Source organism: Bradyrhizobium manausense (genome assembly GCF_018130615.1).
GTDB classification, from domain to species: domain Bacteria; phylum Pseudomonadota; class Alphaproteobacteria; order Rhizobiales; family Xanthobacteraceae; genus Bradyrhizobium; species Bradyrhizobium manausense_A.
The window spans coordinates 18,601-40,463 of sequence record NZ_JAFCKB010000018.1 but is presented as its reverse complement, the minus strand read 5'-3'; the positions used below and the strand labels follow the sequence as shown (position 1 = coordinate 40,463).

The window sequence follows — 21,863 nt, the reverse complement described above, 5'->3', positions numbered from 1 at the left end:
CGGGGCGGTTCAGGACGGTCCCGTAGCTCAACTGGATAGAGCATCAGATTTCTACTCTGAGGGTTGCAGGTTCGATTCCTGCCGGGATCGCCAAGCCTGATTCTTGCGGACGTGTGCCGGCGTTCATCATTAACGCGCCACGCGCCGTTCATTGCCAACCTGTGGTCTTTCACGAACGCGTGGGTTGGCCTACTCCGGCCTTTGAACCGAGCGGACCCGCCCTATCTATGCGCGGCGGGCAAATTGCTCGCGATTAAGGACTGTCGATGCCACGAGCCGAATTAACCAGAATGGGAATCGCCTTTGCGGTGGCGATCGCCGCAATGTCGTTCCTGGCGCTCGATGCAATCGTGGACGTCAACTCCAGTGTGATCGCAAAGCGCATCGAGACGGCGCAGGCCTCGATTGTTGATGTCGCCAAGAGCCATCATCAGCTCGCCTGGGCCGTTCAAGCCTGGACGCATCGAGGCCATCAGAAAGAGCCTTCGGCAATCGAATGATTCTGGTCGCGTGACGATCAGAGCCGGCATTGATTCGACGTCCACCACTCGGCAATCGCCGCTGCAAGATCGTTCCACAATTCCGTCGGCAAATCCGGGACCGTGACCCGGACGTTGTACTGATCCGTGGTCGCATCGTGGGACCATTCGGTGGCGGCGAAGTCGAAACCAAAGCTGCCGGCGTGACGGATGGGATATCCCTTCCGGCTCAGATCGCGGCTCATGGCCTCCGCGGCTTGCCGCGCGCTGGCCTCATCACGGGAACGGCGGGTGCGGAGCGTGACGTAGAGGCCGTGGGTGAAGTGGAGCTCGGCCGCGAGCGAGGCAAGCTCACGCGCGAAAATCGAGGCCGCATCGCGGCCGTTGCGCAGGATGGCTGAGACCCGCGCCTTCGTTAATGCCCAGTAGGCTTCGCTTCCCACATAGGGCGGAAAGTGCGCCGGCAACGCCGCGCTACCCAGGAGCCGGACCGCATTGCGGGTTTCCGCGGTAAGCCGTTCGAGGATCGCGCGGCCTGCCTCGGCGCCCTGCTCGCACCAGCCGACGAAGACCGCAGAACCGAGCCTCCCATACTCCGCACCGAGCGAATCCAGCTTGTTATGGCTTCGCACCATCACGACCGGAATCTTGCACCGCCGGGCCCAGCGCAGCACGCGCCGGATGCGACCCGACCGGCCGGCAAAGCAGGTCGTGTCGAACACCAGCAGATCGAGCGCCGAACCGTCACAGTGCAGGGCTTCGTCGAACACCCTGGCGGAGACACATGACTCCAGCAGCAAAATCCGGGGTGCTCCGGCCGGTGCAGGCGCCTCAGGCAACGGCAGCGTCAGCTGAACGAGTCGCAGGTTTGGGACAAAGCGCTCGATCAGCTCCAACGTCTCGCCGTAAGAGCCAGGCAGCGCCAGAATATCGGCCTTGGCGACCACCGGCGCGAAAGCCACCAGCAGCGTTGAGATCGCGGCCATGCCGGAGGCGGCATAGATCGTCTCGCTGGCACAGCCGGGCTCGAGTTCGTAGAACGAAGGGCCGCTGACACGAAGATCCGCGCGCTGATAATCGTAGCTGAATACGAACGGCCCGCTCGCAGGGCTGGCTGACGCCGACCACGCCGTCTCCGTTGCCTTCCAGTCATGCACCGCATGCTCCGCCCGCAACATGGCGGTGAGCTGGAATTTGGTCCGGATCACCTCATCCACCGATCGCGGACGAGGCAGGCGCCGTGGGCTCATCAGGCAATCGTTGAGCAGCCCGATCTCCCTGTGCTTCCGCTCCAGATAGGCCTCAATGGTCTCCATGCGCGTCTTGCTGCAACGACCGGAAAGCTTCCATCGTCCTTCAACGCCTGCCGCGTGCCGGAGGTCCAAACATCGGATTGCGCGCGCGTTGCAACGAAGCTGCATCTGCGCCGTTGATCGACCACAAGGAGGACTGCATGTCGGAAATCAGGGAACACATGAAGATCATCGGCAAGGACGGCGCGCATGTCGGCACGGTCGATCGCGTCGAGGGACATCGCATCAAGCTGCCCCGCAACGACAGCCCGGAAGGTCACAAGGATCATCATCACTATATCGACACGACATATGTTGGCGCAGTCGAGGGCGATGTCGTCAAGCTTTCGGTGAATGCCGACGTCGTCCCGAAGACGGAAGCCGCCTGATGCAGAAGCCCCTTCGGGGGCCTTTTGTTTGTTCACGATCCGACTCCGCTTCGTTCCTCCAGCACGAATCGAGACAGCGAAATCGGCACGCCAACGATTCTTAACGCCGCGTTTCCGCAGCTTGAATTGAGCAGGCGTCGAGCGGCACGATCACAGGCCGCAACCGATACGCATCGATCGCCGCGTTCGACAGCAACAATCTGCGCCGCTCTCCGCGGATCATCATGCGGTCGATCCTGTTCAGGATGAAGCGGGCGGAATCCTCGTGCTCGCCCGTGAGCAGACCGGATTGATCGAGATATTTCCAGGCGATCTCGAAAGACTGTGCGCGCAATTCAAGGTCTGTCATGGCCGACCAACGTCGGCCGGGACCAGGTGTTCCTATTCCGAGATTCAATGAAGCGAAGTTACAAGCCAGCTGTGGCGAGCGGCGATCGACAAAGTGCGAAGCTCGCGTGGAACGCAGACGCGACCAGCATGTTGTCGACGATGAAATCTGGTGGTGCCGACCGGCCAGCCCCGGTCGGCTTTGAAGGGCCCCGTGCTCGTCCCCCCGAGCGCGGGGCTTTCTCATGGCCTGTGACGAGGCCGAACTGGGCGAACTTCTGTTGAACGAAGATTAGTCCCTGCGCTCGTCTTCGCGACGATCGCGGGCGAGCTGATGCCAGGCCAGAGCCAGCTCGATGAGTCGTTGCCGGTCGGGGCCTTCTGACGCCGCGGCGCGCTTCATCGCCGCCTCGGCTTCATGCTGTGGATCGTACTTCGTACACATGAGGTCAAGTTTAGCCGGCCGATATGGACAAGTGCGTGGCAATTTCGTCCGTATGATTGCGGTGGACAAAAGTCGCACCATCGCGCGCATTCCGCACGATGTTACCGCGATGAATTTTGTCCGGGACTGACGCGATGACCTGCCCTTGTCAATTTTCGTATTTTCCTCATTGCGTGAGGTAACGGCGCTTGCCGGACCGTCGGCGTATGCGACCCCGGTTGCAGCGCCTTCAACGCAAATGAGGCGGGCATCGGGCCCGCCTCATTCATGTTGGACTGCGCGCGAGGAGCTCAATAGCAGGCGCGCGGATCGGCCTGCACATATTGGCCGCTCGGATAGCGGTAATAGCAATTGCCCTGGGCGAGATAATAACCGGGGCGCGACGCAGCTGTGGCGCCTGCGATCGCGCCGGTCGCCCCGCCGATCACGGCGCCTGCCGCCGCGCCCGTGGCGTTGCCGGAAAGCAAGCCGCCAAGCACACCGCCGACGATGGCCCCGCCGAGCGCGCTCGCGCCGGGATCCGCGGGCGGCGGTGGAGGCGGCGGCGGTTCATAGGCGACCGGCGGACCCGGCGGCGCATAGGCCACCGGCACGTCGTCGATATAGTCTTCCGAAATATAGGCAGGCGGTCCGTCCATCCGCTGCGGATAGTAGTACCAGACGCCGCCGACATCCCACCACCAGCCGGAGCGGCCGTTGTGGACCTCGTGGCGCCAACGTCCGCCGTCCCAGGCAAGATTGCCGCGATAGGCGTGTCCACCCCAGTCGCGCGCCGGCGCAGGGCCGCGTGCCATGTAGCGGCCGGATCCGGGCGGTGGGCCGCCCGCATTACGCGGTCCTGGACCGTGCGGGCCGGGGTTTGCGCCCGGAACCACGTGGGCTTGCCCGCCGGGCTGAGGTCCAGGGCGCACGGCCTGCTGCGGCGGAGCAGCCTTACGCATGTTCTGATTGGCCGGGGGCGGCGAGCCTGCGCCCTGCGCGGGCGGCTGGCCAAAACCCTTCGGCTGCCCGGCATCCTGCGCGTGCGCTGACAACGCCAGCAACGACATGGCCGAAACCATGGGAATGATGATCTTGATGCGGCTGGACGCACTCATTCGTGCCTACCCCCTACTTTCAGAAATTGCTGTGGTCCACGCGCGATAGATGATTCGGATCGCTCATGGCTGATGCCGGCGGACATGACTGACCTGCCAAGGCGGCTTATCGAAATTGACCTGCCAACCCGGCTCTGTCCCGTTACAAATGATTAAGATCACGGCATTTTTTCGTCCGGAGGCCACCCGCCAGACCGTCTAGCGGGCCGGCTCGATCACATTGCAATTGCTCCGCCCCGACATCAGGCAGTCCTGCATCTTGCTGGCAGCCGTGAGGTCACGGGCGAGCCACAAGCCGACGCCGAGGATAACGGCGGCGATGATCAACCCCGCGATAGCGCCGCGGCGACTGTCGCCGGATTGGGCCCTTGGCGAAGTGTTCGGCTTCGAAGCGTTGGGCTTCTCGGTGGGGTCGGGCTTGGACATGAGAACCTTGTCGCTCGGTGAGGCCCTTTATCACCTCTGCGACGGCGCGTCACATCCTGCTCGGCGCCTCGCCGCTCAGCCCTTGGTCCGCCTCAGCGCCTCCTTGCGCGACGTCTCGACCGCAGGGATTGCCTCCTGCACGCGCGGCGCGCAGCTGGTTAGAATGAACGCGGTCTGGGTGCACTCCCAGGCAGCCCCCAGAACGGTGCTTTCCATGGGTTGCGGACGGGCGGCCAACAGCACCGCACCCGCTACCGCCGCTGCTGCGATGGTGATTGCAAGGGCTTTCAGGCTCAGCCGGAAATAGATCATGCCCGTGCTCCGTCTCGTATCGGGCGGACGCTAGGCGCCGCCGCTGGGTGCCCTTATGAGAGGCATCACAATTCGGCAGTTTTTCCGGGCTACGAAGGATCGGCTGGGTAAGCGATTTTCGTTGACCTGATCGGCTGCGATTATGGGTGGCTTCACGGCGCGCGGCGATGTACACGCTTCTGCGTCGCGTGGCGCCTGCTTGTGCCCAGCCGACGTACCAACAGACGCTGATGTAGGATCGAAAGCGAGGAAGACAAGGCTCGTCGATGAGTGGATTCAGGGAACCAGGATTCTCCGACCGGCAAAAAGCCGCGCAGGAAGCACGCAAAAATCTTTTGAACAAGTTCAAGTCGCAGCCGGGACATGACGATCCCGCCGTTGCGGCGCGACGCGCCGAGCGCGAAGCACTCGCGGCCAAGCGCGCCGAAGCAAAGGCCATGCGCGAGGCGGAAAAGGCCGAGCAGAAGCGTCTCGCGGAAGAAGCTGCAGCGGCCGAAGCCGTGCGGATCGCGCGCGAAGCAGAAGAAGCGATTGCCAAGCAGGCTGAGTTGGAAGCCGAGCAGAAGGCCAAGCGCGACGCCCGCTACGCCGCCCGCAAGGCCAAGCGCAAGTAGCGTCCGCCAGTCACGTTCAATTGAATTTGAATTGAAGCATCAATTCCGGGGCGGCCGATCTGACCGCCCCGGAATTTTGACGTCCGAATGCATTTGAGAACGCGCGTCTGCCTTTCGCAAACGCTGCGACGACGCAGAAGATCAGTTCTTCTTCATCATCCCGTCGTCTTTCTTCATGCCATCCTTCGACATCGTGTCCTTTTTCATGCCGTCGTCCTTGGACATGGTGTCCTTCTTCATGCCGTCCTTGGACATCGTGTCCTTCTTCATCATGCCGTCATCCTTGCCCATCTTGTCCTGGGCGAAGGCGGCCGGCGACAGCGCCAGGCCAAGCGAGAGAGCGGCAGCCGAGACGCCGAGCACGATGCGGGTGCGAATGGTCATGAGAAATATTCCCTTCGAGATGGTGTTTGTCAGCGACTTGTGCCGCTACACATTCTCGACGGATCAATGCGCGTGCTTGTTACGCGAGGTTGCAGATTTTTTCGCAAGGCATCGGGCTGCCTGCGCGATCGTCGCCTGACGCACGGCGTTGGAGATGGGGCATGTGAGGCGCGCTGTGTGCAGCGCAGCAAGGCCAACACTTGCCGCGGCGTTCCGTCTCGAACTATCAGACTAGAGAACTCGGGGTCGAAGACCGGCTAGGATGGGCCATCGCGCCGGTCTGATGACCCACCCAGACCACGCCAAGCAAGAACCGTCCTAAGAACCGTCCAAGGGGATCCACCATGTTCACGCGCCGCCATCTGCTCGCGACCGCCGTCGCCGCACCCGCCATTCTCCGCTTCGGCATTGGCACCGCGCATGCCGCAACCACGCTCAAGATCTCGCACCAATTCCCCGGCGGCACCATCGACAAGGGCGATTTTCGCGACCGGCTCTGCCGCATGTTCGCCGCCGAGGTCGCTAAGCGCAGCAATGGCGACATCGCCGCCGAAATCTATCCGAACTCCTCGCTGATCAAGACCAACGCGCAGTTCTCCGCAATGCGCAAGGGCGCGCTCGACATCTCGCTGTATCCGATGCCCTATGCCGGCGGCGAATTGCCCGAGACCAATATCGGACTGATGCCCGGCCTCGTCACCACCTACGACCAGGGCATGCGCTGGAAGAAGGAGCCGGTCGGCAAGGCGCTGACCGACTTCCTGGCCGACAAGGGCATCATCCTCTTAAGCTGGGTCTGGCAGGCCGGCGGCGTCGCCAGCCGCTCCAAGGCCATCGTCGCCCCTGAAGACGCCAAAGGCCTGAAGGTGCGCGGCGGCTCGCGCGAGATGGACATGGTGCTGCAGACTGCCGGCGCCTCGGTGCTGTCGGTGCCCTCGAACGAAATCTACGCGGCGATGCAGACCGGCGCCTGCGACGCCGGCATCACCTCCTCCACCAGCCTGATCTCGTTCCGCCTCGAAGAGGTCGCGAAGTCGCTCACCTCAGGCGCCGGCGCCTCCTACTGGTTCATGCTCGAGCCGCTGATGATGTCGAAGGCAATCTTCGACAAGCTGCCGAAGAACCAGCAGGACATCCTAGTCGCCGTCGGCGCAGAGCTCGAAGCCTTCGGCCGCAAGGGCGCGCAGGATGACGATGTCGAGGTCGCCAAGGTCTACGAGAAGGCCGGCGCGAAAGTCTCGGCGCTCGATGCCGCCACCGTCGGCAAGTGGCGCGACATCGCCCGCGACACCGCGTGGAAGGATTACGGCGCCAAGACCGCGACCGCCGCGAATCTGCTCAAGCTCGCCTCCGACGTCGCTGCATGAGCCACGGTCCGCTCGGGGATCGTGAGGACATGGCGAACGCGACCGCAAGGACCGGCCTTGCGGCGGCGGCTGATCGCGGCCTCGCCATCCTCAACCGCATCATCGTCGTGTTCGCCGCGATGGCGCTGGTCGCCGCCTGCGCCATCCTGAGCTACAGCGTGCTCAGCCGCGCCTTGTTCAAGGCCGCCAATTACTGGCAGGACGAGGCCGCCGTGTTCCTGCTGGTTGGCGCCACCTTCATGACGGCGGGCTACGTGCAGCAGAACCGCGGCCATATCGGCATCGAGGCCTTCGTTGGCCTCTTGTCGCCGCTGGCGAACAGGATCCGGCTCTGGTTCGTCGACGCCGTGACGTTCCTGTTCTGCGCGTTCTTCACCTGGAAGTCGTGGACGCTGGCGCATGAAGCCTATGTCGACGGCCAGGTCTCGAACTCGATGTGGTCGCCGCCGCTCGCCATTCCCTATTCCCTGATGGCGCTCGGCATGAGCCTGCTCTGCGTCCAGATCCTCGTGCAGCTGGCGCTGCCTTTCGCGGGAACCAGGCGTCCATGAGCGTCTTCGGTATCGGTATCGCTTATGGGGTCGCGACGCTGCTCGTGATGTTTTCGGGCATGCCGATCGCTTTCGCGCTCGGCGCGGTCGCAGTCGTGTTCATGGGCATCTACATGCCCTCAGCGTCGCTCGATACGGTGACGCAGAACGTCTATGAGGAGATGGCGTCCATCACGCTGCTGTCGATCCCGCTCTTCATCCTGAAGGGTGCCGCGATCGGCAAATCGCGCGCCGGTCAGGATCTCTATTCGGCGCTGCATGCCTGGCTGCACCGCGTGCCCGGCGGGCTTGGCGTCGCCAACGTCTTTGCCTGCGCACTGTTCGCGGCGATGGCGGGCTCGAGCCCAGCGACTTGCTCGGCGATCGGCTCGGCCGGCATCCCCGAGATGCGCAAGCGCGGCTATTCAGGCGGCTTCGCCGCAGGCATCATCGCCGCCGGCGGCACGCTCGGCATTCTGCTGCCGCCCTCGATCACCATGATCCTGTTTGCGGTCGCCGCCGAGAAATCGCTGGGACGCTTGTTCCTCGCCGGCATCGGCCCGGGCCTGCTGCTGGTCTCGCTGTTCGGCGGCTATGCCGTGATCCGCTTTCGCCAGGAATATGCGGTGGCCGAAGCGGCCTACAAGAAAGGTAGCCCTGAATCGGCGATCCTGGCCCGCGACGAATATACGCTTGCCGAACGCTTCAGCGTGCTGCCGCGCGTGATCCCCTTCGTGCTGCTGCTCACCGGCGTGATGGCGGCGCTCTATGGCGGCTATGCCACGCCCTCGGAGACCGCCGGCCTCGGCGGATTGCTGGCGCTGGGGCTGATCGCGGCGATCTACGGCGTGTGGCGGCCGGGCGACCTCGCGCCCATCATGAAATCGACGATCCGGGAATCGACCATGCTGATGATGATCATCGGCATGTCGCTGCTGTATTCCTACGTGATGAGCTATTTGCACATCTCCCAATCGGCGGCCGAATCCGTCGTCGCGATGCATCTGCCGCGCTGGGGGCTACTGTTTGCGATCCTCGTCATGGTCGTCGTGCTCGGCTTCTTCCTGCCGCCGGTCTCGATCATTCTCATGACTGCGCCGATCATCCTGCCGCCGCTCCGCGCCGCCAATTTCGACATCATCTGGTTCGGCGTGGTGATGACCATCGTGATGGAGATGGGGCTGATCCATCCACCCGTCGGCCTCAACATCTTCGTCATCCGCAACGTCGCGCCCGACATTTCGCTCAGCGAAGTGATCTGGGGCACGCTGCCCTTCGTGCTCTTGATGATGGGCGCGGTGCTGCTGCTCTGCTTCGTGCCGGAGATCTCGACCTGGCTGCCCGACCTGGTGATGGGGCCGGATGGGAGCAGATGACGCTGCAAGGGTGGGCAAAGGCGCGTAGCGCCATGCCTGGCCCGCTTCGTCCTCGCGCTCAGCACAGTGCGCCGTCCAGACCTGCAAGAACCTCCCGGGCGCGCTTGATTGAGAAATCACGTGCCGCCCGATCGAAGGCGGCCGGGTTTCCCCGCATCATGTAACCGTGACGCACCCCGGGGAAGATGTGCACTTCGACGTTCGCCATGCGCGCCGCCACGTCACGATATGCCTCCAGCACCTCGACCGGCGCGCGATTGTCCTGGTCGCCCCAGATGAGACAGACTTGCTCGCGAACGCCGACGAGCTCGTGAAGATAATCCAGCATCTGGGATCCGTGGCAGCAGATGCCGGCGGCGTAGCCAAGTCGCTTCGGTCCGAGGATCGCGTACGGACCGCCGTAGCAAAACCCCATGACCGCCGCCTGTCCATTGAACTGCGGGAGTGTGCCGAGGTGTCTCAGCGTGTCGGCCATGTCGGCCTCGCCGACCCTGATTTGCTCGAGACGCGGCTGCGAACGCTGGGCAGCACGCTGGTCGTCCCGTGAAAGCGGGCCGGCAATCGAACGCCAAAACAGATCGGGTACCGCTACGATAACTCCATATGTCGCAAGCTCCTCTGCGATCGCGCGCATGTCGGCATCCACACCGTGAATGGCGGAAGCAAGCACGACCGCGGCAACCGGCTTTTCAGCCTCGGGCGCGACGAGATAGCAATCGAACTCACCGCCGCCTTTCGCGCAAATCCTTCTTGTCCTTCCAGGCATGACGGAGCCGTCCCTTCGTTTCGAGACGAAGCTGTGACCATCGCGGATTTCGCCGCGCTACTCCTGCTTGATTTTCGCGAGGCTTATCACTTTGGCCCACTTCTCGGTTTCACTGGCCATGAGCTTGCCGAAGTCGGCCGGCGAACCACCAAGTCCCGCGGCATCGAGACTAGCGAGGTGCGCTTTGAACCCGGAATCGGCCAGCGCAGCGTTGATCTCCATATTGAGCCTGTCGATAATTTCGACCGGCGTGCCCTTCGGCGCGCCGATGCCGAACACCGAGCTCGCCTCATAGCCGGGCACGAACTCGCCGATGGCCGGCAGATCCGGCAATGCTTCGGACCGTGCCGCTGTCGTTATCCCGAGCGCGCGCAGCTTGCCGCTGTTGATATAGCCGATCGACGGCGCCAGGTTCACGAACACGACCTGCACCTGCCCGCCGAGCAGATCGGTGATCGCGGGCGCCACGCCCCGATAAGGCACATGCTGAATATCCAGCCCGCCGGCCTCCAGCTTGAACAGTTCGGCGGCGATGTGGGTGATCCCACCTACTCCGCCCGAACCATAGGAGAGTTTTCCCGGGTTCGCCTTGGCGTAGGCGATGAACTCCGCAATGGTGTTGGCGGGAACCGATGGGTGGATCACCATCACCAGGGCGCCGCGCGACAGGCCTCCAACCGGCGCAATATCCCGCAGGAAATTGAAATCGAGCTTTCGATAGAGCGTGGCATTGATCGCATTCGGCGAACCGACCAACAGGAGAGCGTAACCGTCCGGAGGCGCGCGCACGACTGCATCGGTGGCGATATTGCTCCCGGCGCCGGGGCGGTTCTCGATAACAAACGGCTGGCCGAGCCGCTCCGAACACCATTGCCCGATCAGGCGCGCGAGGATGTCATTTGGCCCGCCCGCGGCAAAACCAACCATGATGCGGACCGGCCGCGACGGGAAAGTCTCCGCCCAAGCCAAGCGGGAAAGCAGAGGGGGCGCAGCCACGGCCGCCGCAAGACGCAGAAATCGACGTCGGGAGGGAGGCATAAGCTTTGCTCCGTCGAACCCGCACTCGCGCCGGCTCTCCTCAGCGGCGGAGGATAGTTGATGCCGTCATAAGCACATAAGGCTATTATCTGATGGGATCATATCAGAACGGAAATGGGTGCCCTCATGCAGATGAGCGATCGCATCGGGAAACGAATGAAGCTGCAGGACCTGCATGTGCTCATGGCCGTGGTGCAGGCCGGCAGCATGGGCAAGGCGGCGCTCATGCTCAATACCACCCAGCCCAATATTTCGAGATCGATCGGGGAGCTCGAGCGTGCGTTTGGCGTCCGCTTGCTCGATCGCCACCAACGGGGAATCGAACCGACCGAGTGCGGGCGGGCCCTGCTCGATTGCGGAGCCGCCGTCTTCGACGAGCTCCGCCAGGGCGTGAAGAGCATCGAATTTCTGGCCGACCCCACAGCTGGAGAAGTACGGATTGGAAGCACGGCCTTTCTGGCGGCGAGCTTCGTTTGCGCTCTCATAGATCGGCTCTCCCGGCGTCATCCGCGGATCAAATTCCAGCTCGTGACCGGCTATATAGAGGCCCTGCACCGCGACTTGAGCGAGCGCAAGGTCGATCTGCTGATCGTGCGCAGCACCGGCGAGCTTGCCGACGATCGGCTGCGTTTCGAATTTCTTTTCGAAGACCGCTACGTCGTGGTCGCAGGTGCGAAGAATCGATGGGGCCGCCGCCGCAAGATCCAAATTTCCGAGTTGGCCGACGAATCCTGGGTGCTGCCACCGCGCGAGAGCGTCATTGGATCAATCGTATGGGAAGCGTTTCGAGCCGCCGGGCTTGATTACCCCCACGCGACAGTCGTGACCGATTCCCCGCATATGCGGGTCAGCCTGTTGACGACAGGCCGCTTCATCACGATCTTCCCCGCCTCGGCGCTGAGATTTCTTGCCAGGAAGTCCGCCCTCAGGGTCCTGCCCGTCGATCTACCCAAAGCCCGCCGGCCAAACGGGATCGTCACGCTCAAGGATCGCGCCCTCAGCCCTGTTGCCCAACTGACCATCGACAGTGCTCGTGAGCTTGCAAAACCGATGGCGAAGCCAAAATCACCTGGGCATGTCCGCAACTGACGCATCGTATCATCTGCTGAGCGCGCAAAAGCGCTTGCCATCGAAGCGAAACGTACCTGATCGAACTTACGAACTCGGCCCCTGGGAATCCGACTACTTCTTCTTCCGCGCCACGCCTTCGAGGTGAACGCGGCGCACCTCGTCCTGGCGTGCCCGCTCCTTACGCCGGCAGGAACGGCACATCGTCGCCGTCGTGAACAGGCTGCCTTTGGCGGTCTCGTACCACCATTTCTGCTGCTCGGCCGTCCACGTCTCGGCCTTTCGGCACGCCTTGCAAGTGAAATCGACCGGTACATACCAGCCGCGCTCGACAAATGCAGGAACGCTATAGCTGTTGCCCGCCGAGCCGAGCTTGGTCGTATCCACGGGTACTTCGCCGCGCGAACCGACGCTTCGCAAGAATTCTAACCGCGCTTTTCTCGCGGCCTGCGCAGCCAGGATCGTTTCTTTTTCCCGCTTTGCGGCCTTGCGCGCGGCGATCTCGGATCGCTTCTGCTTGTTGCTCTTCATCCTGAGCAATCCAGCCCATTAGGTGGTTAAGGTAGCGAAGCCTACCTGCTTACTCCTAAGTCGTGCGGCGCTTCTTCGCGTTCAACGCAGAGGCCACACGGCTCACGGGCGGCTTGCCCAGTACGCGGCTCATTTCATTTGTCGCCGCCAGCAGCTTCTCCATATCGACACCGGTCCTGATGCCCATGCCTTCGAGCATGTAGACGACATCCTCGGTCGCCACATTGCCCGTGGCGCCCGGCGCATAGGGACAACCGCCGAGCCCTCCAGCGGCCGCGTCGATCACGCGGACGCCCTCCTGCAGGCCGGCATACAGATTGGCCAGCGCCTGCCCATAGGTGTCGTGGAAATGCATCGCGAGCTTTGCAGGCGAGATGTTGGCAGCTACCGCGCGCAACATGCCCTTCGCCTTGGCCGGCGTGCCGACGCCGATGGTGTCACCGAGCGAGATTTCGTAGCAGCCGAGCTCCCACAGCGTATTGGCCAGATCGGCGACCGCCTTCGGCTTGATCTCGCCGTCGAACGGACAGCCGAGCACGCAGGAAATATAGCCGCGCACCTTCACGCCGTCGGCCTTGGCGCGCGCCAGCACCGGCTTGAACCGCTCGATGGACTCCGCGACCGTACAATTGATGTTGGCGCGCGAAAAGCCTTCCGAGGCCGCCGCGAACACGGAGACCACCTTGGCGCCGGCGGCTCGGGCCGCGTCATAGCCCTTCTCGTTCGGCACCAGCACGTGGAACTCGGCGCCCTTGACGTGACTGACGCCGCGCAGCACGGCATCGGAGCTCGCCATTTGCGGGATCGCCTTGGGCGAGACGAACGCACCGACCTCGACGGTATCGAGGCCGGCGGCGACCAGTGCCTCGATGAAGGCGATGCGGGCCTCCACACTGACAGGCATCTTCTCGTTCTGCAGACCGTCGCGCGGCCCCATTTCAACGATGCGGACGGGATCGCTCATGTCACTCTCCCGACGGCTCGACCACGGCGAGCTCGATGCCTTCCTGCACGATGTCGCCGACCTTGCACTTGATCGACTTCAGCACGCCGGCATAGGGCGCCCGCAGCGTCTGCTCCATCTTCATCACTTCCAGCGTGAGGATCGGCGCGCCCTTGTCGAGCTTGGCGCCCTCCTCGGCCAGCACAGCGACGACTGTGCCCGGCAAGGGGGCCGCGATCTTGTCGGCGCCCGTCTGCTCCTCGGTCTCACCGCCAAATGGATCGACCCAGTGCAGGTCGAAGCGGCCATTGCGCGTGCGCAGATATAGCTCGTGGCCATCGATCACGGCGGCGACGAATGACTTGACGCCATCCAGAGTCAGATCGAAGCCGCCCTCCTTCGGCGCAATCGTGAACGCCAGCTCGCGCTCGCCGATCACGAGCGTCGACGGCCCGCTGCCGTAGTTGAGCGTGATCTTCTGCTCCGGCCCATGACCAGCACCATGACCAACACCATGGCCGACGCGGAAGGCAAAGCTGCGCTGGCGGCGGCCGACCGGCTGCCAGCCAAAGGTGTGCCACGGCGAATTCAACGGCGAACTCGCGGCGCCCTGCGCGGCTCGCCGTTCGTCGTTGACGATCGCGGCCACTGCAGCGCAGAACTCGAGCTCGCCGGGGGCCGCCGACGTCGAGGTCAACGCCGCCAGCTCACGCTCGATGAAGCCGGTGTCGATCGCATTCGCCCGCACCTTGGGATGCGTGATCAGCGCCGACAGGAACGGGATATTGGTGACGATCCCGCGGACGTCAGAGTCCTCCAGCCCGCGGTTGAGCCGGTCGATCGCGACTTCCCGCGTCGGCGCCCACGCGATCATCTTGGCCAGCATGGCGTCGTAGTACGGCGAGACGGTATCCCCCTCGCTGTAGCCGGCATCGATGCGCAAGCCCCCGGTCTCCTCCGCCGGCAACCGCCAGGTCGAGATCCTGCCGACCGACGGCATGAAGTTCTTGGTCGGGTTTTCGGCGTACACACGCGCCTCCACCGCATGGCCGTGGAGCTTGATCTCGTCCTGCTTCAGCGGCAGCGCTTCGCCGAACGCCACGCGCAGCTGCCATTCGACGAGGTCGACCCCGGTGATCAGCTCGGTCACGGGGTGCTCGACCTGGAGACGCGTGTTCATCTCGATGAAGAATACGTCCTTGCCGTCGGAGACGAACTCGATCGTGCCTGCGCCGACATAGTTCACCGCGCCTGCCGCCTTTCGCGCCGCGGCGCAGACCGTCTCGCGCTGGGCGGCATTGAGCGACGGTGACGGCGCCTCCTCGATCACCTTCTGGTGGCGGCGCTGCAACGTGCATTCGCGCTCGAACAGCGACAGCAGATTGCCATGGCTGTCGCCGATGATCTGCACTTCGATGTGGCGGGGATTGTCGACATATTTTTCGATCAGCATGCGGTCGTCGCCGAACGCAGCCTTGGCCTCGCGCTTGGCGCTGACGATCGCGGGCGCGAGCTCAGCCGCCGAGCGCACGATGCGCATGCCGCGGCCACCACCGCCGGCGGACGCCTTCACCAGGATCGGGAAGCCGATTTTGTCGGCGGCTTTCGCCAGCGTCGCATCGTCCTGGGCCTCGCCATGATAGCCGGGCACCAGCGGCACGCCGGCCTTCTCCATCAGCGCTTTCGAGCCGGACTTCGAGCCCATCGCCGTCATCATCTCGGCGGTCGGGCCGACGAAGACGAGGCCCGCGTCGAGACAGGCTTGCGCGAACTCGGCATTTTCCGACAGGAAGCCGTAGCCGGGATGCACGGCCTCGGCGCCGGTCTTGCGGGCGGCCTCGATCAGCCGCTCGACATTGAGATAGCTGTCGCGGGCCCGCGACGGCCCGAGCAGCACGGCCTCATCCGCAAGTGCGACATGCATCGCGTCGCGATCTGCCTCGGAATAGACGGCGACCGTGCGCAGGCCCATTGCGCGCGCGGTGCGGATGACGCGGCAGGCAATCTCGCTCCGGTTGGCGATCAGGAGCGTGCGAAAACGACGGTAGAGCTTTGAACGGTCCATCGCATCACATCCTGAACAGGCCGAATTTCGTCGGTTCGATCGGCGCATTCGACGCCGCCGAGAGGCCGAGGCCGAGCACGAGCCGCGTGTCGGCCGGGTCGATCACGCCGTCGTCCCAGAGGCGTGCGGTCGCGTAATAGGGATGCCCCTGGCTCTCATATTGCGCGCGGATGGGCTCGCGGAATTTATCTTCGGCCTCCTTCGACCAACTGTCGCCCTTGGCCTCGATATTGTCGCGTCGGACCTGGCTCAGCACCATCGAGGCCTGCTCGCCGCCCATCACCGAGATGCGCGCGTTCGGCCACATCCAGAGGAAGCGCGGTGAATAGGCGCGCCCGCACATGCCGTAATTGCCGGCGCCGTAGGAGCCGCCGATCACGACTGTGAATTTCGGCACCGAGGCGGTTGCGACCGCGGTCACCAGCTTGGCGCCGTCGCGCGCGATACCGCCAGCCTCGTATTTCTTGCCGACCATGAAGCCGGTGATGTTCTGCAAGAACACCAGGGGAATGCCACGCTGGCAGCACAGCTCGATGAAATGCGCGCCCTTCAGCGAGCTCTCACTGAATAGAATGCCGTTGTTGGCGATGATGCCGACCGGGTAGCCCCAGATATGGGCGAAGCCGCACACGAGCGTCGTGCCGTAGAGCTTCTTGAACTCGTCGAATTCGGAGCCATCGACGACGCGCGCGATGATGTCGCGCACATCGAAGGGCTTGCGGCCGTCAACCGGCACCACGCCGTAAATTTCCTCTGCCGCGAACAGCGGATCGCGTGGCGGATGCATGTTGAGGTTCGGCCGCGCTGACGGCTTCAGCGTGCCGACGATGCGCCGCGCAATCCCGATCGCATGCGCATCATTCTGGGCGTAGTGATCGGTCACACCCGATTGCCGCGAGTGCACGTCGGCGCCGCCGAGCTCCTCGGCGCTCACGACCTCGCCGGTCGCGGCCTTCACCAGCGGCGGGCCGCCGAGAAAGATGGTGCCCTGATTGCGCACGATGATGCTCTCGTCCGACATGGCCGGCACATAGGCGCCGCCGGCGGTGCAGGAGCCCATCACGATCGCGATCTGCGGAATGCCTTGGGAGGACATCTGCGCCTGGTTGTAGAAGATGCGGCCGAAATGCCGCTCGTCCGGAAAGATCTCGTCCTGCAGCGGCAGGAAGGCGCCGCCGGAATCGACCATGTAGACGCAAGGCAGATTGTTCTGCCGCGCGATGTCCTGCGCACGTAGATGCTTCTTCACGGTCATCGGATAATAGGTGCCGCCCTTGATGGTGGCGTCGTTGGCGACGATCACACATTCGCGGCCCGAGATCCGCCCGACGCCCGTGACGATGCTCGCCGAATGCACGTCGCCGCCGTAGAGCCCATGGGCTGCGAGCGGCGACAGCTCCAGGAACGACGTCCCGGGATCGACCAGGAGGTCGACGCGTTCGCGCGCCAGCATCTTGCCGCGCGATGTATGGCGGTTGCGCGAGGCCTCGCCGCCGCCGCCGGCGACTTGGGCGAGCTTCTCGCGCAAATCGGCGACGAGCGAACGCATGGAATCGGAATTGCGCGCAAAATCTGATGACGATGGATCGATGCTGGAATGGAGCGGCATTGAGGTCCCGCGTTGCCTTATGAGGTGGTTGCGTGGAAGGTTTAGGCCGTTTCCGCCATCAGCTCGCGACCGATCAGCATGCGGCGGACCTCGGACGTCCCCGCGCCGATCTCGTAGAGCTTGGCGTCGCGCCAGAGCCGGCCGACCGGAAACTCGGATGTATAGCCGACGCCGCCCAGCGCCTGGATCGCCTCGCCGGCCATCCATGTCGCTTTCTCCGCGGAATAGAGAATCGCAGCCGCCGCGTCCTTGCGTAAGCTGCGGGCGTGATCGGCGTGGTCGCAGGCGCGGCCCACGGCATAGACATAGGCGCGCGTGGCCTGCCAGGTCGCATACATGTCGGCGAGCTTGCCCTGCATCAGCTGGAAGTCGCCGATCGGCTGGCCGAACTGCTTGCGCTCGTGCATGTAGGGCACCACGGCGTCCATGCAGGCCGCCATGATGCCGAGCGGGCCGCCCGACAGCACCGCGCGCTCATAGTCGAGGCCGGACATCAGCACCTTGACGCCCTCGCCCACCTTGCCCATCACGTTCTCCTCCGGCACCTCGCAGTCGTCGAAGAACAGCGGATAGGTATTGGAGCCGCGCATGCCGAGCTTGTCGAGATGCTGGCCGTGGGTGAAACCCTTGAAACCCTTTTCGACCAGGAACGCGGTCATGCCGCGTGGGCCGGCTTCGGGATCGGTCTTGGCGTAGACCACCTGCACGTCGGCGTCGCCGCCATTGGTGATCCACATCTTGGAGCCGTTCAGCACGTAGCGGTCGCCGCGCTTGTCGGCGCGCAGCTTCATCGAGACGACGTCGGAGCCGGCGCCGGGCTCGGACATTGCGAGCGCACCGACATACTCGCCGGAGATCAGCTTGGGCAGATAGCGCTGGCGCTGCGCGTCATTACCGTTGCGGCGGATCTGGTTGACGCAGAGGTTGGAATGGGCGCCGTAGGACAGCCCGATCGCAGCCGAGCCGCGCGAGATCTCCTCCATGGCGACGACATGGGCCAGATAGCCCATGTTGGTGCCGCCATATTGCTCCGGCGCGGTCATGCCGAGCAGGCCGAGGTCGCCAAAGCGCTTCCACAAGTCGGCCGGGAACAGGTTGGCCTTCTCGACCTCGGCTGCGCGCGGGGCCACCTCTGCTTCCACAAAGGCGCGCACGGTGTCGCGCAGCATGCCGATGTCTTCGCCCAGATCGAAGTCGATGCTCGGGATGTTCACGGCGATTCCTCCCAATTTCTTGCAAAGCTCTTTGTCTGCCCGAACCTACCCCCGGCCGGGCGCCGCGGCGGTCGAAAAGGTTGCATTTTCCGCCAAGTTTGGCGAGGATTTTCCAAAGGACTTTTCGTGCCCCCTCAAGCCGCGACCGCCCCGCCTCGCCGCGCCATGACGCCCGCCGCCTTTGTGCGCGGCGTGGTCGCGGCCTACGCCCGCTACGGACGGGATCCAGCCGAGGCGCTGAGCAAGGGGCAGGTTCTCCCGGACCTCGTCGAATCCAGGGATGGGCGCGTGACGGCCGCCCAGTTCGAGGCGCTGGCTGGCCATGCCATGCGCGAGCTCGACGACGAGGCGCTCGGCTGGTTCTCGCGCCGGCTTCCTTTCGGCACCTACGGCATGTTGTGCCGTGCCTCGATCACCGCGGCCACGCTCGAGGTCGCGCTGAAACGCTGGTGCCGGCATCATCGCCTGCTGACCGAGGACGTGCTGTTCGAGCTCTCGGTCACTGAGGAAACCGCGACCATCTCGATCCGCGAGCAGCACGAGCTTGGCGCATTGCGGGAGTTCTGCCTCGTCACCCTGCTCCGCTACGTGCTCGGCTTCTCCTGCTGGGCGATCGATTCCACCATCGCCCTGCGCGCGGCGGAATTTCCCTACGCCGAGCCCGGGCACGTCTCGGTCTATCCGACCATCTTCTGCAAGACCGTTCGCTTCAGCGCAGGCCGCGCCAGCATCGTCTTTGACAGGCATTATCTCTCGCTGCCGCTGACCCGCAGTGCGGCCGATCTCGACAGCATGCTCAAGGGCGCCCTGCGCCTGACCGTGCTGCCCTATCGGCCCTATCGCCGCGACCGGCTCCTGGTCGAGCGTGTCCGGCGGGTGCTGCGCGCGGCACGCGGGCGTATTCCGGGGGCGGAGGATGTCGCAAGCGAGCTTGCGCTTTCCACCCGAACCATGCACCGCCGCCTGCGCGAGGAGGCAACCTCGCTGCGCGACCTCAAGGAAGAAGCAAAGCTCGAGCTCGCCAAGCAGGAGCTGATGCGCGGCCGGACCCCGATCAAGCGCATCGCGGAGATCGCGGGCTTCCGCAACGAGAAGAGTTTTTCCCGTGCCTTCCGCATCTGGACCGGCGCCAGCCCTCGCGAGTTTCGCGGCCGGTACCGCTGAAGGACTGTCGTCGCTGTCGTCATGGATTTGCGGCCAACGACGGACTACCTGCCGCGCGCGGCTCCTATCCAGCCGGCGCCACTGCAGCGATCTCCTGCACTGGCAGCGGCACGTCCTTCGCAACTCCCAGCACCGGAAAGCTGCGCACGTTCTTCACATTGGGCATGGCTGCGAAATGCAGAAGCTGCTGGCGCATGCTCTCGACGCTCGGCGCGACGCATCGGAGCAGATAGTCGGTGTCGCCTGAAATCCGCCAGCACTGCTGGATGCGCGGGATGACGGCGATCGAGCCCTCGAAGGCCTCCAGCACCGGCTGGGCCTGGCTGCCAAGCTGGATCGAGACGAACGACACCACCTCGTAGCCGAGCAGACGCTCGTCGATGACGGCGCGCACCGCGCGGATCACGCCGCGGCTGAACAGCGATTTGAGCCGCCGCAGGCAGTTCGGGGCGGACACGCCGACCCGCAGCGCCAGCTCGTTGTTGCGAACCCGCCCGTCCTGCTGCAGCTCCGAAAGTATCCTCAGATCGACGCCGTCGAGCTGGTCACGCCCGGCCATCCCCTACCCTCGTCATGGTCCCGTCATGCGGAGCAGCGAAGCACGCGGCGGAAGGGGTGCCAAGGGCTCTCCGGAAGGATGCTCGAAGCGCAGCCCGTCAATGCGTCCAGGGTTCGCCGCGCCGGAACGAGAAATTGTCCGCATACGCGACCTGGCGGTGCAGCGATTCCTTCGGCTCGATCACCTGGTAGGCGATGCCCTTGCGCTCGCAATAAGCGACCGCCTCGTCCTTGGTGTGGAAGCGCAGCGTGATCTGCTGCTTCATGTCGCCCGACGAGGTCCAGCCCATCAGCGGTTCGACCGCACGCGGCTGCTCCGGCTCGTAATCGAGCTGCCATTCCTTGGTCTTGGACCGGCCGGATTGCATCGCGTTCTTGGCGGGCTTGAAAATGCGTGCGGTCATTGGCGGTCCGGCCTCTTCGTCTTTCGTTCGATTTTAATGCGTCACGGTAGCGATTGGTGGAAACCGCGGACATAGTATAGAGACACCTTACGGGAACCGGTCGGTGATTCCGGGCCCCAGGGTCGTCACCGACGGGTATAGTCATTATGCTGCACTGTGACAATTGCGTACCCGCCTTCCGCCCGGGAATCCCGCCCGGCGGCCCAGCCTCGCCCATTCCAGCGCATCTGTCCCCTTCGAGAGCTTCCGTCGCATGGCTTTCCTGAACATCAACGCCACGCTGCCCGAAAAAGGCCGTGACCTCAGGCTCGACCTGTTTCGCGGCGTCGCCAACTGGGCGATCTTCCTCGACCACATCCCGGACAACGTCGTGAACTGGATCACGACCCGCAACTACGGGTTTTCCGACGCCGCCGACCTGTTCGTCTTCATCTCCGGCTACACCGCCTCCTTCGTCTATGCGCGGATGATGCTGGAGCGCGGCTTCATCGTCGGCGCCACGCGCCTGACCAAGCGGGTCTGGCAGCTCTACGTCGCCCACATCATCCTGTTCGTGATCTACATCGCCTCGATCAGCTATCTCGCGCTGCGTTTCGGCGATTCCGAGATGATCAACGAGTTCAATGTCGCCGGCCTCGTCGACAACGCCACCGAGACGCTGCGCCAGGGGCTGTTCCTGCGCTTCAAGCCGCTCAATCTCGACGTGCTGCCGCTCTACATCGTGCTGATGGGCCTGTTTCCGCCGGTGCTGTGGTTCATGCTGCGCAAACCCGATTTGACGATGGTGCTCTCCATCATCCTGTGGCTGACCGCGCGTCACTTGGGCCTGAACCTGAACGCCTATCCGGCCGGTCAGTGGTACTTCAATCCTTATTGCTGGCAGGTGCTGTTCGTGTTCGGCGCCTGGTGCGCGATGGGCGGTGCGCGCCGCTCGATGGCGCTGATCAACTCGCCGATCACGCTGTGGCTCTGCCTCGGCTATCTGCTGTTCGCGCTGGTCATGACCATGGCCGGCCGCTTCCCCGCCCTCGGCGGCATGTTCCCGGAATGGCTGTTCTCGGCCTTCAACCCGAACGACAAGACCAACCTTGCACCCTACCGCTTCATCCATTTCGTCGTGATCGTGATCATGGTGATACGTTTTGTGCCTAAGGACTGGCCGGGACTGGAGTGGAAGATCTTCGATCCCGTGATCGTCTGCGGCCAGCAATCGCTCGCCGTGTTCTGCGTCGGCGTGTTCCTGTCGTTCGTCGGCCATTTCGAGCTGTCAATGAGCTCGGGCTCGCTGTTCGCGCAGCTCTTCGTCTCTATCGCGGGCATCGCGATCATGACGACGGTCGCCTATTACATCTCCTGGTCAAAGCGGCAGGACAAGCCGCTGAAGCCGCCGCCGGCGAAGCCTGCGGCTAATCCGGCTGCGAAGGCCGCTTGAGACGCGCGCTTTTTCAAGCGCGCGTTCAGCTTT

General features: G+C 63.9%; 24 protein-coding genes and 1 tRNA gene. 10 read left to right on the top strand and 15 right to left on the bottom strand.

Annotation, left to right across the window (positions count from 1 at the left end; genetic code table 11):
• Positions 1-16 precede the first annotated feature (16 nt).
• A tRNA-Arg gene (locus JQ587_RS27635) sits at positions 17-93 on the top strand.
• 197 nt (positions 94-290) lie between these two features.
• Positions 291-500, top strand: coding sequence for a hypothetical protein (locus JQ587_RS27630; protein WP_249149153.1), 210 nt, complete (start codon positions 291-293; stop codon positions 498-500).
• Between the two features lie 17 nt (positions 501-517).
• On the opposite strand, the gene JQ587_RS27625 is transcribed toward JQ587_RS27630, so the two are convergent.
• On the bottom strand, positions 518-1,795 hold the full coding sequence (locus tag JQ587_RS27625) for a hypothetical protein (RefSeq protein WP_212427400.1): 1,278 nt from the start codon (positions 1,793-1,795) through the stop codon (positions 518-520).
• Between the two features lie 137 nt (positions 1,796-1,932).
• Between JQ587_RS27625 and JQ587_RS27620 the strand changes: the two genes are divergently transcribed.
• Positions 1,933-2,160 (top strand): DUF2171 domain-containing protein, encoded by a 228-nt coding sequence (locus JQ587_RS27620; protein WP_212427399.1) that lies wholly within the window; start codon positions 1,933-1,935, stop codon positions 2,158-2,160.
• A 100-nt stretch (positions 2,161-2,260) separates the two neighbouring features.
• Here the strand turns inward: JQ587_RS27620 and JQ587_RS27615 are convergent, their stop codons facing one another.
• The 4 genes from JQ587_RS27615 to JQ587_RS27600 all read right to left on the bottom strand — a co-directional run bounded on the left by JQ587_RS27615 (position 2,261) and on the right by JQ587_RS27600 (position 4,767).
• Positions 2,261-2,509, bottom strand: coding sequence for a hypothetical protein (locus JQ587_RS27615; protein WP_212427398.1), 249 nt, complete (start codon positions 2,507-2,509; stop codon positions 2,261-2,263).
• 713 nt (positions 2,510-3,222) lie between these two features.
• Positions 3,223-4,029 carry a hypothetical protein gene (locus JQ587_RS27610; protein WP_212427397.1) on the bottom strand — a complete coding sequence of 269 codons (807 nt, stop codon included), beginning with the start codon at positions 4,027-4,029 and terminating at the stop codon, positions 3,223-3,225.
• A gap of 198 nt (positions 4,030-4,227) precedes the next feature.
• Positions 4,228-4,455 (bottom strand): hypothetical protein, encoded by a 228-nt coding sequence (locus JQ587_RS27605; protein ID WP_212303719.1) that lies wholly within the window; start codon positions 4,453-4,455, stop codon positions 4,228-4,230.
• Between the two features lie 75 nt (positions 4,456-4,530).
• Positions 4,531-4,767, bottom strand: coding sequence for a hypothetical protein (locus JQ587_RS27600; protein WP_212303720.1), 237 nt, complete (start codon positions 4,765-4,767; stop codon positions 4,531-4,533).
• Between the two features lie 266 nt (positions 4,768-5,033).
• Between JQ587_RS27600 and JQ587_RS27595 the strand changes: the two genes are divergently transcribed.
• Positions 5,034-5,381 (top strand): DUF6481 family protein, encoded by a 348-nt coding sequence (locus JQ587_RS27595; protein WP_212303721.1) that lies wholly within the window; start codon positions 5,034-5,036, stop codon positions 5,379-5,381.
• Between the two features lie 141 nt (positions 5,382-5,522).
• On the opposite strand, the gene JQ587_RS27590 is transcribed toward JQ587_RS27595, so the two are convergent.
• The gene (locus JQ587_RS27590) at positions 5,523-5,765 is read right to left on the bottom strand and encodes a pentapeptide MXKDX repeat protein (RefSeq protein ID WP_045007240.1); all 243 of its coding nucleotides are present in this window, start codon (positions 5,763-5,765) and stop codon (positions 5,523-5,525) included.
• 344 nt (positions 5,766-6,109) lie between these two features.
• Here JQ587_RS27590 and JQ587_RS27585 point away from each other — a divergent pair, with 344 nt between their 5' ends.
• The 3 genes from JQ587_RS27585 to JQ587_RS27575 are packed head-to-tail and all read left to right on the top strand — an operon-like array spanning position 6,110 to position 9,038.
• Complete coding sequence (locus JQ587_RS27585) at positions 6,110-7,132, top strand: TRAP transporter substrate-binding protein (protein ID WP_212303722.1); 1,023 nt, start codon at positions 6,110-6,112, stop codon at positions 7,130-7,132.
• Positions 7,129-7,683, top strand: a complete 555-nt coding sequence (locus tag JQ587_RS27580) for a TRAP transporter small permease (protein WP_212303723.1) — start codon at positions 7,129-7,131, stop codon at positions 7,681-7,683. Before JQ587_RS27585 ends, JQ587_RS27580 begins: the two co-directional genes overlap by 4 nt.
• Positions 7,680-9,038: a TRAP transporter large permease gene (locus tag JQ587_RS27575; protein ID WP_212303724.1), complete on the top strand. Its 1,359-nt coding sequence runs from the start codon at positions 7,680-7,682 to the stop codon at positions 9,036-9,038. The genes JQ587_RS27580 and JQ587_RS27575 overlap by 4 nt, the downstream gene beginning before the upstream one ends.
• 58 nt (positions 9,039-9,096) lie before the next feature.
• On the opposite strand, the gene JQ587_RS27570 is transcribed toward JQ587_RS27575, so the two are convergent.
• Together JQ587_RS27570 and JQ587_RS27565 are read right to left on the bottom strand one after the other, a co-directional pair.
• A complete protein-coding gene (locus JQ587_RS27570; protein WP_212303725.1) occupies positions 9,097-9,804 on the bottom strand; it encodes a dienelactone hydrolase family protein in 708 nt (235 codons plus the stop codon).
• Positions 9,805-9,861: 57 nt separating this feature from the next.
• Positions 9,862-10,842, bottom strand: a complete 981-nt coding sequence (locus JQ587_RS27565; RefSeq protein WP_212303726.1) for a tripartite tricarboxylate transporter substrate binding protein — start codon at positions 10,840-10,842, stop codon at positions 9,862-9,864.
• Positions 10,843-10,968: 126 nt separating this feature from the next.
• Between JQ587_RS27565 and JQ587_RS27560 the strand changes: the two genes are divergently transcribed.
• Positions 10,969-11,931, top strand: coding sequence for a LysR family transcriptional regulator (locus JQ587_RS27560; RefSeq protein WP_212303727.1), 963 nt, complete (start codon positions 10,969-10,971; stop codon positions 11,929-11,931).
• Positions 11,932-12,024: 93 nt separating this feature from the next.
• On the opposite strand, the gene JQ587_RS27555 is transcribed toward JQ587_RS27560, so the two are convergent.
• Genes JQ587_RS27555 through JQ587_RS27535 form a run of 5 tightly spaced genes read right to left on the bottom strand, consistent with a single transcriptional unit; the run spans position 12,025 to position 18,227 of the window.
• Positions 12,025-12,441, bottom strand: coding sequence for a zinc-ribbon domain containing protein (locus JQ587_RS27555; RefSeq protein ID WP_212427396.1), 417 nt, complete (start codon positions 12,439-12,441; stop codon positions 12,025-12,027).
• A gap of 55 nt (positions 12,442-12,496) precedes the next feature.
• The gene (locus JQ587_RS27550; RefSeq protein WP_212303729.1) at positions 12,497-13,405 is read right to left on the bottom strand and encodes a hydroxymethylglutaryl-CoA lyase; all 909 of its coding nucleotides are present in this window, start codon (positions 13,403-13,405) and stop codon (positions 12,497-12,499) included.
• Position 13,406: 1 nt separating this feature from the next.
• A complete protein-coding gene (locus tag JQ587_RS27545) occupies positions 13,407-15,449 on the bottom strand; it encodes an acetyl/propionyl/methylcrotonyl-CoA carboxylase subunit alpha (RefSeq protein WP_212427395.1) in 2,043 nt (680 codons plus the stop codon).
• Between the two features lie 4 nt (positions 15,450-15,453).
• On the bottom strand, positions 15,454-17,058 hold the full coding sequence (locus JQ587_RS27540; RefSeq protein WP_212427394.1) for a carboxyl transferase domain-containing protein: 1,605 nt from the start codon (positions 17,056-17,058) through the stop codon (positions 15,454-15,456).
• Between the two features lie 41 nt (positions 17,059-17,099).
• A complete protein-coding gene (locus JQ587_RS27535) occupies positions 17,100-18,227 on the bottom strand; it encodes an isovaleryl-CoA dehydrogenase (RefSeq protein WP_249154556.1) in 1,128 nt (375 codons plus the stop codon).
• Positions 18,228-18,398: 171 nt separating this feature from the next.
• Here JQ587_RS27535 and JQ587_RS27530 point away from each other — a divergent pair, with 171 nt between their 5' ends.
• Entirely contained in the window at positions 18,399-19,436 is a 1,038-nt protein-coding gene (locus JQ587_RS27530; RefSeq protein WP_212427392.1) for an AraC family transcriptional regulator, read from the top strand.
• Positions 19,437-19,500: 64 nt separating this feature from the next.
• Here the strand turns inward: JQ587_RS27530 and JQ587_RS27525 are convergent, their stop codons facing one another.
• Together JQ587_RS27525 and JQ587_RS27520 are read right to left on the bottom strand one after the other, a co-directional pair.
• Entirely contained in the window at positions 19,501-19,995 is a 495-nt protein-coding gene (locus tag JQ587_RS27525) for an Lrp/AsnC family transcriptional regulator (protein ID WP_212303734.1), read from the bottom strand.
• Between the two features lie 97 nt (positions 19,996-20,092).
• Positions 20,093-20,398 carry an ETC complex I subunit gene (locus JQ587_RS27520; protein WP_057754809.1) on the bottom strand — a complete coding sequence of 102 codons (306 nt, stop codon included), beginning with the start codon at positions 20,396-20,398 and terminating at the stop codon, positions 20,093-20,095.
• Positions 20,399-20,651: 253 nt separating this feature from the next.
• Here JQ587_RS27520 and JQ587_RS27515 point away from each other — a divergent pair, with 253 nt between their 5' ends.
• Positions 20,652-21,830, top strand: a complete 1,179-nt coding sequence (locus tag JQ587_RS27515) for an OpgC domain-containing protein (protein WP_212427391.1) — start codon at positions 20,652-20,654, stop codon at positions 21,828-21,830.
• Positions 21,831-21,863: the final 33 nt, after the last annotated feature.

Bases quoted from the DNA above. Each gene is read 5' to 3' on its own strand.
- JQ587_RS27610 (WP_212427397.1), bottom strand. From the start codon at position 4,029: ATGAGTGCGTCCAGCCGCATCAAGATCATCATTCCCATGGTTTCGGCC.
- JQ587_RS27595 (WP_212303721.1), top strand. From the start codon at position 5,034: ATGAGTGGATTCAGGGAACCAGGATTCTCCGACCGGCAAAAAGCCGCG.
- JQ587_RS27555 (WP_212427396.1), bottom strand. From the start codon at position 12,441: ATGAAGAGCAACAAGCAGAAGCGATCCGAGATCGCCGCGCGCAAGGCC.
- JQ587_RS27615 (WP_212427398.1), bottom strand. From the start codon at position 2,509: ATGACAGACCTTGAATTGCGCGCACAGTCTTTCGAGATCGCCTGGAAA.
- JQ587_RS27625 (WP_212427400.1), bottom strand. From the start codon at position 1,795: ATGGAGACCATTGAGGCCTATCTGGAGCGGAAGCACAGGGAGATCGGG.
- JQ587_RS27545 (WP_212427395.1), bottom strand. From the start codon at position 15,449: ATGGACCGTTCAAAGCTCTACCGTCGTTTTCGCACGCTCCTGATCGCC.
- JQ587_RS27520 (WP_057754809.1), bottom strand. From the start codon at position 20,398: ATGACCGCACGCATTTTCAAGCCCGCCAAGAACGCGATGCAATCCGGC.
- JQ587_RS27515 (WP_212427391.1), top strand. From the start codon at position 20,652: ATGGCTTTCCTGAACATCAACGCCACGCTGCCCGAAAAAGGCCGTGAC.
- JQ587_RS27630 (WP_249149153.1), top strand. From the start codon at position 291: ATGGGAATCGCCTTTGCGGTGGCGATCGCCGCAATGTCGTTCCTGGCG.
- JQ587_RS27570 (WP_212303725.1), bottom strand. From the start codon at position 9,804: ATGCCTGGAAGGACAAGAAGGATTTGCGCGAAAGGCGGCGGTGAGTTC.
- JQ587_RS27580 (WP_212303723.1), top strand. From the start codon at position 7,129: ATGAGCCACGGTCCGCTCGGGGATCGTGAGGACATGGCGAACGCGACC.
- JQ587_RS27550 (WP_212303729.1), bottom strand. From the start codon at position 13,405: ATGAGCGATCCCGTCCGCATCGTTGAAATGGGGCCGCGCGACGGTCTG.
- JQ587_RS27620 (WP_212427399.1), top strand. From the start codon at position 1,933: ATGTCGGAAATCAGGGAACACATGAAGATCATCGGCAAGGACGGCGCG.
- JQ587_RS27600 (WP_212303720.1), bottom strand. From the start codon at position 4,767: ATGATCTATTTCCGGCTGAGCCTGAAAGCCCTTGCAATCACCATCGCA.
- JQ587_RS27585 (WP_212303722.1), top strand. From the start codon at position 6,110: ATGTTCACGCGCCGCCATCTGCTCGCGACCGCCGTCGCCGCACCCGCC.
- JQ587_RS27540 (WP_212427394.1), bottom strand. From the start codon at position 17,058: ATGCCGCTCCATTCCAGCATCGATCCATCGTCATCAGATTTTGCGCGC.
- JQ587_RS27565 (WP_212303726.1), bottom strand. From the start codon at position 10,842: ATGCCTCCCTCCCGACGTCGATTTCTGCGTCTTGCGGCGGCCGTGGCT.
- JQ587_RS27535 (WP_249154556.1), bottom strand. From the start codon at position 18,227: ATGCTGCGCGACACCGTGCGCGCCTTTGTGGAAGCAGAGGTGGCCCCG.
- JQ587_RS27590 (WP_045007240.1), bottom strand. From the start codon at position 5,765: ATGACCATTCGCACCCGCATCGTGCTCGGCGTCTCGGCTGCCGCTCTC.
- JQ587_RS27525 (WP_212303734.1), bottom strand. From the start codon at position 19,995: ATGGCCGGGCGTGACCAGCTCGACGGCGTCGATCTGAGGATACTTTCG.
- JQ587_RS27605 (WP_212303719.1), bottom strand. From the start codon at position 4,455: ATGTCCAAGCCCGACCCCACCGAGAAGCCCAACGCTTCGAAGCCGAAC.
- JQ587_RS27560 (WP_212303727.1), top strand. From the start codon at position 10,969: ATGCAGATGAGCGATCGCATCGGGAAACGAATGAAGCTGCAGGACCTG.
- JQ587_RS27575 (WP_212303724.1), top strand. From the start codon at position 7,680: ATGAGCGTCTTCGGTATCGGTATCGCTTATGGGGTCGCGACGCTGCTC.